General features: G+C 37.4%; 10 protein-coding genes. 7 read left to right on the top strand and 3 right to left on the bottom strand.

Annotation, left to right across the window (positions count from 1 at the left end; translation table 11 throughout):
- Positions 1–4: 4 nt before the first annotated feature.
- Positions 5–943, bottom strand: coding sequence for a sugar-binding transcriptional regulator (locus tag CP352_RS05225; protein WP_089143022.1), 939 nt, complete (start codon positions 941–943; stop codon positions 5–7).
- Positions 944–1106: 163 nt separating this feature from the next.
- Here CP352_RS05225 and CP352_RS05220 point away from each other — a divergent pair, with 163 nt between their 5' ends.
- A complete protein-coding gene (locus CP352_RS05220) occupies positions 1107–2453 on the top strand; it encodes a threonine/serine exporter ThrE family protein (protein WP_089143021.1) in 1347 nt (448 codons plus the stop codon).
- Between the two features lie 394 nt (positions 2454–2847).
- Here the strand turns inward: CP352_RS05220 and CP352_RS05210 are convergent, their stop codons facing one another.
- On the bottom strand, positions 2848–3357 hold the full coding sequence (locus CP352_RS05210; RefSeq protein WP_005727610.1) for an aminoacyl-tRNA deacylase: 510 nt from the start codon (positions 3355–3357) through the stop codon (positions 2848–2850).
- Between the two features lie 60 nt (positions 3358–3417).
- Here CP352_RS05210 and prmA point away from each other — a divergent pair, with 60 nt between their 5' ends.
- From prmA to aspS, 6 genes are all read left to right on the top strand, one after another.
- Positions 3418–4362 carry a 50S ribosomal protein L11 methyltransferase gene (gene prmA / locus CP352_RS05205; RefSeq protein ID WP_005727612.1) on the top strand — a complete coding sequence of 315 codons (945 nt, stop codon included), beginning with the start codon at positions 3418–3420 and terminating at the stop codon, positions 4360–4362.
- A gap of 55 nt (positions 4363–4417) precedes the next feature.
- A complete protein-coding gene (locus tag CP352_RS05200; RefSeq protein ID WP_013086268.1) occupies positions 4418–4780 on the top strand; it encodes a hypothetical protein in 363 nt (120 codons plus the stop codon).
- A 14-nt stretch (positions 4781–4794) separates the two neighbouring features.
- Complete coding sequence (locus CP352_RS05195; RefSeq protein ID WP_089147440.1) at positions 4795–7035, top strand: bifunctional (p)ppGpp synthetase/guanosine-3',5'-bis(diphosphate) 3'-pyrophosphohydrolase; 2241 nt, start codon at positions 4795–4797, stop codon at positions 7033–7035.
- On the top strand, positions 7035–7472 hold the full coding sequence (gene dtd / locus CP352_RS05190) for a D-aminoacyl-tRNA deacylase (protein WP_005720133.1): 438 nt from the start codon (positions 7035–7037) through the stop codon (positions 7470–7472). The genes CP352_RS05195 and dtd overlap by 1 nt, the downstream gene beginning before the upstream one ends.
- Before the next feature lie 295 nt (positions 7473–7767).
- Entirely contained in the window at positions 7768–9054 is a 1287-nt protein-coding gene (gene hisS / locus CP352_RS05185) for a histidine--tRNA ligase (RefSeq protein WP_023488611.1), read from the top strand.
- 5 nt (positions 9055–9059) lie between these two features.
- Positions 9060–10913, top strand: a complete 1854-nt coding sequence (aspS, locus tag CP352_RS05180) for an aspartate--tRNA ligase (protein WP_060462156.1) — start codon at positions 9060–9062, stop codon at positions 10911–10913.
- Between the two features lie 65 nt (positions 10914–10978).
- Here aspS and CP352_RS05175 read toward each other — a convergent pair whose 3' ends face one another.
- The gene (locus CP352_RS05175; protein ID WP_089143018.1) at positions 10979–12163 is read right to left on the bottom strand and encodes an aminotransferase class I/II-fold pyridoxal phosphate-dependent enzyme; all 1185 of its coding nucleotides are present in this window, start codon (positions 12161–12163) and stop codon (positions 10979–10981) included.
- Positions 12164–12252 lie beyond the last annotated feature (89 nt).

Here is a 12252-nt window from a genome sequence, read left to right as displayed (position 1 = left end):
CGAATTAATCGATATTTTGCAAAACGCGTTGGGCAATTGCATCATTAGTTACTAGATGAGTAATGATACCGCTACGTAAGGCGCCAAGGAGTGCCTCAGATTTAAAGCGATTGCGGACGACACAAAAACGAATTGGCGTTTTCATAATGTCATTCATGCTGATACCACAAATGTGTTGTTCGAAGTCAGGGAAAAATTCACCTTTAATATTATATGGTCGTCCCATGATCATTCCAGCTACATCGCAGTCAGGAATGTCTTTAAATAGTTCAGGTCCATAATTTTCTTTCAAAAATTGATTAGCTTGAAATGATTGGAAAGTACTAAGACCAGTGAAAAGCATGTCTAAGTGATGATAACAATTTTCAATTACTTTAAAATAAGGCTCATGTTTCAAGGCAGGCATGATCTTTGGATTTAGTATATAAAGTGGGGTTGGCAGACTTAGACTATGGGAATGCAATTTTTCTGCCGCATCTTGGGCCAATGGATTCTTCCTGCGGTTAGAATTAATTGGTTGACCAAGTAATTGAATAAAGTAAAGTTGCTCTAAGTCCTGCTCAAAAAAGTCGTTGATCACGCCATGCATTGTTGCACCCCAACTAATACCAGCGATTTTTGCTTGCTTTAGATAGGTTTCAATTTGTTTAGCAGCGAAGTTAACTACGGCTTCACTATTTTCATCGCGGTTGCCGGTAGTTTCGACAATAAAAGCTTCTTTTAATCTGAATCTTTTCTGAAATTCTCTCTCTAGTACCTGATTGCGTTTGATTCCACGCGAGATTTTAATTTTAACAATTCCACGGTTACGCGCTTCTTCTAGTGCTTTAGCGATTAAATATCGCGATAAATCATATTTTTGTGAGATATCAGCAATATTAAGCTGACTAAGGTAAAAGTCATGAGCAATGTTAGCAAGTTGTTCATCAGTTAATTGAGCCACTTTAAATCATCCTTTATTTCAAAATAACTTATATGTCTATTATAAATTTAAAATAATAAAAAGGAGCAGCAAATTTTAAAATATCAAAAATTATGATGAAGTTCCTGTGGTAGAATATAATAGTTATAATTATGCGAACTATGTGAGGGAAAGTAATAATAGCATGAGTGAAATTGATCGAGAACATCATTTATCAGAAAAACATCATATGAAGATTCTGTGGGAGGAATTTTTCAAGAGCGATAATAATACGATGGCGCAGGATGCAACATTAGTTGAAAAGGCCTCGATTGTAGGTCGAGTAGGTATTATGCTTTTAAGCTGTGGTACAGGTGCTTGGCGAGTACGTGATTCAATGGATACGGTTGCCAGAACCTTGGGCATTACCTGTTCAACGGATATTGGATTAGTGTCAATTGAATATACCTGTTTTGATGTTGATAATGAATCGTATTCACAGACTTTATCGTTACCAGCAACAGGTGTGAATATGACTAAGTTGAATGAAATGGAAAAATTCGTTCGGCAATTTGAAAAGGGACATGGGGAATGGACTATCGGTCAAATTCATAAACGCTTACGGGAGATTTCTCAGCAAAAGTCAGCGTATTCTCCGTTAATTTCGGGACTTAGTTCAGGCTTGGCCTGCGGCGGCTTTATTTTCTTATTAGGCGGCGGTCTTCCTGAGGTGATCTGTGCTTTCTTGGGTGCAGCTTGCGGTCAATATATTAGAGCAATTATGGGTAAGCACAGGTTAACTTTGGTAGCCAAGATTGCGGTTGCGGTTGCCATAGCCTGCAGTGTTTACTTTATGAGTTTTCATGTAGGAGAAATATTATTCCACATTAATCATGATCATGCCTATGGCTATATTGGTGCCATGTTGTTCGTAATTCCGGGTTTTCCATTTATTACATCTGGATTGGACATGTCTAAGTTAGATATGCGCTCTGGGCTTGAACGGCTGACTTATGCGATTTTAATTATCGTAATTGCAACGATGGCAGGCTGGGTTGTAGCAACAATTTTGCGTTTGCATCCAGGATCTATGCCTAAGTTAAAAATTGATCCAGGGACGTTGACCTGCTTGCGATTGCTGGCTAGCTTTTGTGGGGTGTTTGGTTTTTCAATTATGTTTAACAGTCGACCACAAATGGCAGCTACAGCCGCGGTAATGGGAGCAATGGCAAATACATTACGTCTTAGCTTAGTCGATTATGCTCAGGTTGCTCCAGCTTTGGCAGCATTTATTGGTGCTTTAACAGCTGGTCTATTAGCAAGTATTGTAAGGAAAAAAGTTGGTTTTCCAAGAATTGCAATTACTGTTCCATCAATTGTAATTATGGTGCCTGGTCTTTACATGTATCGAGCTGTATTTAACTTTGGAATCACGAATATTAATATCGGGGCTTATTGGATCGTAGAAGCGTTGATGATTGTCGTGGCCTTGCCATTAGGTCTTTTAGCTGCACGTATCTTAACTGATAAGAAGTGGAGACATGCAGATTAAATAAATTAAGGTAGAAAAAAGAGACAGATTTTTGGTCTGTCTCTTTTAGTTTGCGATTGTTAATTAATCATGCTTTCTTTTTAGTATAAATAGTTTGGCCTTATATATTAAATATTTATAATTTGATAATAAATAACTATTATATAGAAAAAAACGGCGTGATATCAAACCACGTCATTTTAAATCTGTTATTATTTTTTCGCTTTATTTACTTGGCAATTGCTAATGCCGTAACAACAAAGGCAGCGATCATGGCAACTACAAAGCCAACAATTCCTAACAATATATTCATTTTTGTCATCTTCTTCTATGTAATTGTTATATTCTGTATGCGGTACATATATTTACTATAACACAAAAGAAGAAGAATAACGCAATAAATTGTAAGCGCTTTTTATTCTTTTAGATCAATAAAAGGAGCATGGCAGAATTTGGCTAAGTCTTCTGGGTTCAAAAAGACACTGCGGCCAACTTCACCACTAGAAACACCAATTTCAGGATTTCCTTGCATAGAGTCATCCAAATAGATAGGAAACTTTTCCTTAAAATAAATTCCGATAGGAGTATTAGCGCCATGTACATAACCAGTTGTTTTGGCTAATTTCTTTAAGGGAAGCATTTCACATTTTTTGTTACCAGAAACTTTAGCTAATTTTTTCATGCTTAAATGTTCAGTAACTGGTACGACACCAACCAATGGACCAGTTTTATTTCCTTCGCAGACGAGAGTTTTATAGACTAAACGCTCTTTGTCTTCTAAAATAGAAGTGTTCATTTGTGCAACTCCGCCTTTATCTTCGGAGACAGCAAATTGAGCTTGACGATACTTGATTTTATTTTGGTCTAAGATTTTTTCGACCAATGTTTTTTCGAGTTTGTTCTTTTTATTTTTCTTCTTTGACATATTTATCACCTGTTATCATGATAGCATTATGCAAAGAAAATCCCAAAGGAGATAATATTAATGAAATTACTAATTATTAAAATTGATACTAGTCATGAAGTTGAAGACGCTTTGAGCGTTTTTGCTTTAGATAATCTGAATGCATTGGGTATTGAATCAAGAAAGCGTAGCGACTTTGAGCAAGCAGGCTGGTTGCATGATTCTACTGTAGTTGAAATGGATGACATTAAAGACTTACCTAAGGATACATATTTCTATGCTTATTTTGATGAAGAAGCAGATAAAGACGCATTAGTAAAAAAATTCCAAGATAAGTTAAAGGAATTGAAGAGCTATGGCCTAGATGTAGGGGATGCCAAAATTACAACTTCATACATTAAGGACCAAGATTGGAACACGGCATGGCAAAAGTATTATCACGTGATTGATTTTTCACGTCACTTGGCAATTGTGCCTGAATGGGAAGATTACAAACCCGCTTTTAAGGACCAGCAATTAATTAAGCTTGATCCAGGCTTAGCTTTTGGTACAGGAAATCACAAAACTACTCAATTAGCAATGATGGGCCTAGAGAGAGCAATGGTTAAGCCAATGAATGTAGTGGACGTTGGTACAGGGTCCGGTATTTTGGCAATTGCTGCATCAAAATTAGGAGCAACTGACGTTTTAGCCACAGATATTTCAGATGAATCAATGACTGCAGCTAAACAAAATGCAGCCTTAAACGATATTAATAATATTCACACTCAAAAGACTAGTTTGTTAGCTGATGTTAAAGGCAAGTTTGACATCATTGTTGCCAATATTTTGGCAGAAATTTTACTAGACTTGATTCCACAAATGGATAGTCATTTAAACGACGATGGTCAAGTTATCTTTTCTGGAATTGACTACCTGCAATTGCCTAAGATTGAAAAGGCTCTAGACGAGAATGGCTTTAAGGTCGATTTAACCATGCGTCAAGGTCGCTGGATTGGACTAGCAATTACTAGAAAAGAAAAATAAATATGGTAAAATATTATCAATTAAATTAAACTTTGATGAGAGGCACAATCTTTTAATGAAAAAACTAGGAAATAAAATCGAAGCAATTCCAATTGTCAGGAAGTTGAATTCTCATCGCTGGATGTCACTTGTCTGGTGGAGTATTTTGGTAATGATTTTGCCGTATATCTTTAGCATTTGCCGTGTGCCGGTAGTATGGCGAGAAGCAATTCTGTTTTTTATTATTAACAGCATCATTGCATACCATCTAGGCAATTTAATTATTAAACTTAACCTGTCCAAGTGGTGGATTTTCTTGTTACCTGTGCTTTTCTGCTTAGCAATGTTGCCACATTTTGCTTTGTATAATTTAATGTTTGGTTTAATTTACTTAATAATTGAAGCTTTTGGCTTAATGAATAAAAATATTTACCGCTAGAGGGGATGATCATAATGTCCAAATACATTGAAATGACGCATGATCAGGTAATTGATACCTGCAAAAAGTATATGAATAATGACCAGGTGGCCTTTGTTGAAAAAGCATATGAATTTGCCAATAAAGCTCATGCTGGACAGAAACGGGCGTCTGGACAGCCTTATATTATTCATCCAACGCAAGTGGCTGGAACTTTAGCTACATTAGGCTTAGATCCTGATACAGTTGCAGCGGGCTTTTTGCACGATACAGTGGAAGATACCCCAGTTACAAATGATGAGCTGAAGGAAAAATTTGGTGAAGATGTAGCTTTTATTGTTGATGGTGTAACCAAGTTAAACAAATATGAGTACAAGTCTCATCAAGAATTTTTAGCTGAGAATCACCGTAAAATGTTGATTGCCATGGCTCAAGATCTACGTGTAATTATGGTGAAATTAGCTGACCGTTTACACAATATGCATACTCTGCAACACTTACGACCTGATAAGCAGCGGCGTATTGCTTCCGAAACAATGGATATTTATGCACCGCTGGCTGATCGTCTAGGTATTGGGACAATTAAGTGGGAACTAGAAGATATGTCTTTCCACTACTTAAATCCCGAAGCCTATTACCGCATTGTTAACTTGATGGATGTCAAGCGAAGCCAGCGTGAAAAATATATTGCCGATACAATCAAGACTTTGAAGAAGACTCTAGATGAATTAGGCATTAAGTATGAAATTTATGGTCGTCCGAAGCATATTTATTCAATCTATAAAAAGATGGTTAATAAGCATAAAGATTTTGATGAGATTTATGACTTATTGGCCGTACGTGTAATTGTTAAAAATGTGCGTGATTGTTATGCTGTTTTGGGTACTGTTCATACTGAATGGAAGCCAATGCCAGGTCGTTTTAAGGATTACATTGCTATGCCAAAGGTTAACGGCTATCAATCACTCCATACAACCATTATTGGGCCTGGTGGTCGTCCACTAGAAATTCAGATTAGAACTGAACAAATGCATGAAGTAGCTGAATATGGTGTGGCTGCACACTGGGCTTATAAGCGTGGTAATTTTACTGGTGTTGAGCAAAGTACCTCTGGTGAAAAGCTGGATATGGTAAGAGAAATCCTTGAATTAAAGGATGAAACTAAAGATGCCGGTGAATTTATGAAGTCTGTTAAAAGTGATATTTTTTCAGACAGAGTTTATGTTTTTACGCCTAAAGGTGAAGTATATGAACTACCTAAAGGTTCGGTTACGCTAGATTTTGCCTATGCAATTCACACTCAAGTTGGTAGTCATGCTGTTGGAGCTAAAGTTAATAACAAATTAGTTCCTTTGGACTATAAATTACGCAATGGCGATGTTATTGAAATTATGACACAGACTAATGCTGCGCCATCGCGTGACTGGGTTGACATGGTGAAGACTTCAAGAGCGCGCAACAAGATTAGACGCTACTTCAGAAGTCAGGATAGAGAAGATAGCATCCGGCATGGTGAACAATTGATTGCTGACATGTTGCGCGATGAGGATCTTTCACCCAAAGAATTTATGGCCAGGGATCGAATTGAAAAGCTATTAGAGCACTTTAATTATCACACTGCAGATGAACTATATGCGGCAGTAGGCTTTGGTGATCTTTCTGCTCAAGCAGTGGTTAATCGCTTGACGGTTGATTTGCGCCGTGAGGAAGAAAATCAAAAACAAAAAGAGCTGGAAGAAAAGATTTTGAATTCTGGACAACAAGCAATTCAAGAAGAACAACCTAAGAAGAATTCAAATACTACAATGAAGGTTAAGCATAAAAATGGCGTCATGATCCAAGGCGTTAGTGACTTAATGCTTCATTTAGCTAAGTGTTGTAATCCAGTTCCAGGTGATAAGATTATTGGGTATGTAACTAAAGGTCGCGGTGTAACTATTCACCGAACAGATTGCCGTAATATCACCAAAGAAGCTGAAGAACAAGGCCGCTTAATTGATGTTGAATGGGAAAATGTTGAGGAAAATAGTGTTCAATCCTTTAATGCAAATATTGAAGTCTTTGGTTACAATCGTTCCAATCTGCTTAGTGACGTTATTAATAAGTTGAACTCACTTACTAAGAATATTAATAATATCTCTGGTAAAGTAAACGAAGATAATGTTGCACATATGTATGTCACAGTTGCTGTACGGAATGCAGATCAACTAGATGAAATTTTGAGTAAATTACGTGATATTCCAGACGTATACGAAACTAAGAGGTCAGATAATTAATGCGAGTTGTAATTCAGAGAGTAAATCATGCTCAAGTAGATATTGACGGTAAAACTGTGGGCAAGATTGGTAAAGGCTTTTTATTATTAGTTGGCATCAAAAATGGTGATGAATTGCCAGTAATCAAAAAAGCAGCTGATAAAATAGCTAAAATGCGTATTTTTGAAGATGAGGAGGGGAAGACTAACTTGTCTTTAAAGGATGTTAACGGAGAAATTTTGTCGGTATCACAATTTACGTTGATGGCAAATACTAAAAAAGGCAACCGTCCTAGTTTTGTTGATGCGATGCGTCCACCAAGATCGAAAGAACTTTGGGAAGACTTTAATCAAGAACTAGAAAATGACGGTTTCCACGTTGAGACTGGTGAGTTTGGGGCTGACATGCAAGTTAGTTTAGAAAACGATGGTCCATTCACGATTGTGTTAGATCTTTAGCGAAAAAATGAGACCGCAAAGGTTGACAATGTCTTGAGAAAAATATAAGCTAAGTAAGAATTATCGATGACAAAGAATGTAGATTAGCAATGATCTATTCAAAGAGACTGCTCGTTGTGGTGAGAGAGTAGATAGATCGCGGTCTGTGACACCTTTAACAGATAATGGATCGTTTGGCGAGCGTTAATCGCAGCAACCAAAAAGGTGGTACCGTGCTAATTTAAGCGCCCTTGATTAAGTTCAAGGGCGCTTTTTATTTTTAATCAAGTTATCAAAATATAAAAAGGATGATTAAATGAGAGTTCAAAAACCTAAGGGAACAGTTGATATTTTGCCTGATCAATCTGGTTCATGGCAAAAAGTTGAAGAAACTGCCAGAAATTTCTTCAATCGCGCAAATTATCGTGAAATTCGCACACCAAGTTTTGAAAATTATGAAATCTTTGCTCGTTCAAGTGGCGATAGTTCAGAAATCGTTGAAAAACAGATGTACGACTTCGATGATAAGGGTGGTCGCCATATTGCCCTTCGCCCAGAAGGAACAGCTGGCGTAGTGCGGGCTTATGTAGAAGACAAGATGTATGCGCCAGAAGTTGTTAAGCCATTTAATGTTTTTTATATGGAATCAACTTTTAGATATGAAAGACCACAAGCCGGTCGTCAACGTGAATTTCACCAAATTGGGGTAGAAAGCTTTGGCTCAAGCAACCCATTAAGTGATGTACAAACAATCATGATGGGACATGATTTATTGGGTGAGTTAGGCGTTAAGAATTACCAACTTCACATTAACACTTTGGGGAATGAGCAAGTACGTCAAGATTATCATGATGCTTTGGTTAATTATTTCACTCCTTTGAAAGATGAGTTATCAGAAGACTCACAAAGAAGATTGCGTGATAATCCATTGCGTATTTTAGATTCTAAAGATGAACGTGATAAGAAGTTCTTGCCTAAGGCACCTAAGATTCGTGAATTTTTGGATGACGATTCAAAAGCTAATTTTGAAGCAATCTTGAAGATGCTAGATCAACTTGGTATTGATTATGTAATTGATGATGATCTAGTACGCGGACTTGATTACTATACTGGAATTATCTTTGAATTTATGGTTGAAGATAAGAGCTTATGGGAAAGTGCAACTACTATTCTTGGTGGTGGTAGATATGATCACTTGGTAGAAGAATTCAATGGACCCGCTACTCCAGCCGTTGGTTTCGGGATTGGCGAAGAAAGATTGATGTTGGTGCTTGAAAAGCAAAATCCTGCATTATTCGAGAAACGCGGTATTGATTTCTTTATTACTAATATTGGTGACGGTACTGCACAAAAGGCAATTGAAATTGCACGTAGCCTTCGTAATCAAGGTTTTGAAGCTGACTTTGATGTCAATCAGAAGAAGTTAAAGAACCAATTCAAGAAGGCAGATCGTGAAGGTGCTAAGTATGTTATTACTTTAGGTGAAAAGGAACTGGCGAACGGCGTTTTGAATATTAAACGTTTAGCTGATGGCAAGACAATCGATTTAAGTCTTGAAGATCTAAATAACATGACTAAAATAATGGATGAATTGAAGGACTAGTAACAATGGAAAAGATCGAAAAAAGAACAGATTATTGTGGCAATATTACTGAAAAATACATCGGTCAAGATGTAAATCTCTATGGTTGGGTACAACGTGTACGTAACTTAGGTAACTTGGTTTTCATCGATTTGCGTGACCGTGAAGGCTTGGTTCAGATCGTTGTTAACAAAGATTCTGGTAAGAAGTTAATGGATATTGCCGATTCACTTGGTAATGAATATGTTGTTCAAGTTAAGGGGAAAGTTGTTAAGCGTTCAGAAGTTAACCCTGACATGAAGACTGGTCAAGTTGAAGTTGATGCAACTGAAATCATTATTTTAAACAAGGCTAAGAACCCTCCATTTGAAATTAAAGATGGAATTGAAGTCTCAGAACAAACTAGATTAAAGTATCGCTATCTTGATCTTCGCCGTCCAGAAGTTCAACAAGCAATTATTTTACGTTCAAAGATTTTGCGTGCTACTCATGAATTCTTTGATGAAAATGGTTTTATTGATATTGAAACTCCAATCTTAGGTAAGTCATCACCTGAAGGTGCACGTGACTACTTAGTACCATCAAGAATCTATCCAGGTAGTTTCTACGCTTTGCCACAATCACCACAACTGTTCAAGCAGCTTTTAATGGGTGCAGGATTTGACAAGTATTACCAGTTAGCTCGTTGTTTCCGTGATGAAGACCTACGTGGTGACCGCCAACCAGAATTTACTCAAATTGATATGGAAATGTCATTTGCTGATGAAGAAACTATTCAGAGTTATACTGAAGGTCTTTTGAAGAAAATTATGAAAGATGTCAAGGGCATTGATCTTAAAACTCCAATTAAGCGAATTACTTGGACTGATTCAATGAACAAGTATGGCTGTGACAAACCAGATACTCGTTACGGTATGTTGATTCATGACTTAAGCCCAATTTTCAAGGATAGTGACTTTAAGGTCTTCTCCGGTGCAATTGCTGATGGCGGTTTTGTTAAGGGAATTGCTGTTAAAAATGGTGCAAAAGAATACTCACGTAAGAAGATTGACAAGAAGGCTGACTTTATTAAACGTTTCCACGCTAAAGGTTTGGCTTGGGTTAAATTTGAAGATGGCGAATTTTCAGGCCCTGTTGCTCGCTTCTTGACTGATGAGAACAAAGAAGCTTTGAAGAAGGAATTTGATCTTGAAGGCGGCGAATTAGTAGTATTCGTAGCTGATAAGTGGAAGGTATGTTGTGATTCACTTGACCACCTTCGTCGTGAATTTGCCAAAGAAACTGGTATTGTTCCTAAGGGTGTTTATGACTTTGTTTGGGTTGTTGATTGGCCATTATTTGAATACGATGAAGGACTTGGCCGTTGGGTAGCAGCTCACCACCCATTCACTATGCCAGATGATGAAGGGGTTAAGTTGCTAACTACTGAACCTCATAAGGCTCACGCACGTAGTTATGATATTGTTATGAATGGTGATGAGATGGGCGGTGGCTCAATCCGTATCCACAAGCGCTCAATTCAAGAAAATATGTTTAAGGCACTTGGTTTCACTAAGAAACGTGCATATGAACAATTTGGTTACTTGATGGATGCTTTGGACATGGGCTTCCCACCTCACGCAGGTTTAGCTATCGGTCTTGATCGATTTGCAATGATGCTTGCTGATAAGGATAATATTCGTGACGTTTCAGCATTCCCTAAGAATGCTTCTGCTTCAGAACCAATGATGCATGCTCCAGCTCCAGTAGCTGATCAACAATTAGCTGACTTGGGGATCGAAGTTGAGGAAAAGTACCAAGACAGTGTAAAGGCAACTGAAGAGCGTCTTGAAAAGATGGCTGCTGAAGATGCTGCAGAAAATTCAACTTGGGATAAGTAATAAATCAATATAATAAAAAATAAGTGATCTCGCTTTGATTGAGATCACTTATTTTTTTATCTGAATTATAAATTATTAACGAAATTACTAATCCGAGCTAAACTTTCTTTTAATTGCTCAGTTGATGATGCATAAGAGAGACGGACATAACCTTCACCGCCCTTGCCAAAGTAGCGACCAGGAGTGACACCGACTTTTGCTTTTTGAGCCAGCTCAAAAGCGAATTGTTCATCATTGGTGCCATATTTTTCGGGGATCTTAGTAAAAATGTAGAATGCTCCTTGCGGTGTGGCCATTTCAAAGCCCAACTTTTCTAAGCCAGATTGCATAAAGTTTAAACGTGCTTCGTAGATTTCACGTGCTTTTTTAGGATCGTTTTGACCATTGCTTAAGGCTTCGACAGCAGCTATTTGAACGTTATCAGTAACTGAAGTAACTAAAAATGAATTAATCTTGCGGATGCTCTTCATGATTTGTTTAGGGGCAGCAATATAGCCTAAACGCCAGCCAGTCATAGCATAAGCCTTGGATAAACCGGAAATCAAAATATTTCTGTCAGGGATGTATTCAGAAAGTGAGTGATGTTTGGCTTTGCCATAAACAAGTTCTGCATAAATTTCATCAGTTACAGAAAAGATTTTGTATTCCTTAATGACATCTGCTAAGGCTTTGAGAGCTGTGGCAGAATAAACGCGGCCAGTTGGATTAGAAGGATCAGTTAAAATAATTGCCTTTGCACCTTTACCGCGACCATTGAGAACATGACGTAAATGTTCAGCTGTTAAGATGAAGTCATCTTTTTTAGTATCGACTTGAATAGGGATTGCTCCAGTCATTTTAATTAGCTGAAAGTATAAAGCCCAAACCGGAGTAGGAACCAAAATTTTGTCACCGGGGTTAAGCAAGGTCATAAAGACATCATTTAATGCACCTGTTGCACCGACAGTGACACAGATTTCACTTTTTGGATCATAATGTACACCAATTGAGCGGTCAAGGTAATTGCTAATAGCTTCAAGTAGTTCTGGCTTACCAGCTTGAGGAGCATAATGGGAATCATTAGCCTGAATATCACGAATTGCGGCATCTTTAATATGATCAGGTGTCGCTAAATCAGGTTCACCAATAGTTAACTTAATAATCCCAGAAATTTCAGAGACCTTTTGGTCAAATGCTCGAATTTTAGATGCGGTCAAGTTGTTTAGTCTCTCATTAATAGTTGAAGTTAAATCACTGGATAAATTTGGCATATATAAAGTTCCTTTCTGTATTATATAAATTTTAGAAACTGTCAAATCTTTTGTGTAAATAGATCTTTCTCGTAAATTGATTTTTTAAT

The organism is Lactobacillus sp. UMNPBX1, from assembly GCF_002554085.1.
GTDB lineage: Bacteria > Bacillota > Bacilli > Lactobacillales > Lactobacillaceae > Lactobacillus > Lactobacillus crispatus.
This window is presented reverse-complemented; position numbering and strand designations above follow the sequence as displayed.

What these genes read in the sequence shown, in the direction of transcription:
- hisS (WP_023488611.1), top strand. Translation starts at nt 7,768, where the DNA reads ATGAGAGTTCAAAAACCTAAGGGAACAGTTGATATTTTGCCTGATCAA.
- dtd (WP_005720133.1), top strand. Translation starts at nt 7,035, where the DNA reads ATGCGAGTTGTAATTCAGAGAGTAAATCATGCTCAAGTAGATATTGAC.
- prmA (WP_005727612.1), top strand. Translation starts at nt 3,418, where the DNA reads ATGAAATTACTAATTATTAAAATTGATACTAGTCATGAAGTTGAAGAC.
- CP352_RS05200 (WP_013086268.1), top strand. Translation starts at nt 4,418, where the DNA reads ATGAAAAAACTAGGAAATAAAATCGAAGCAATTCCAATTGTCAGGAAG.
- CP352_RS05195 (WP_089147440.1), top strand. Translation starts at nt 4,795, where the DNA reads ATGTCCAAATACATTGAAATGACGCATGATCAGGTAATTGATACCTGC.
- CP352_RS05175 (WP_089143018.1), bottom strand. Translation starts at nt 12,163, where the DNA reads ATGCCAAATTTATCCAGTGATTTAACTTCAACTATTAATGAGAGACTA.
- CP352_RS05220 (WP_089143021.1), top strand. Translation starts at nt 1,107, where the DNA reads ATGAGTGAAATTGATCGAGAACATCATTTATCAGAAAAACATCATATG.
- aspS (WP_060462156.1), top strand. Translation starts at nt 9,060, where the DNA reads ATGGAAAAGATCGAAAAAAGAACAGATTATTGTGGCAATATTACTGAA.
- CP352_RS05210 (WP_005727610.1), bottom strand. Translation starts at nt 3,357, where the DNA reads ATGTCAAAGAAGAAAAATAAAAAGAACAAACTCGAAAAAACATTGGTC.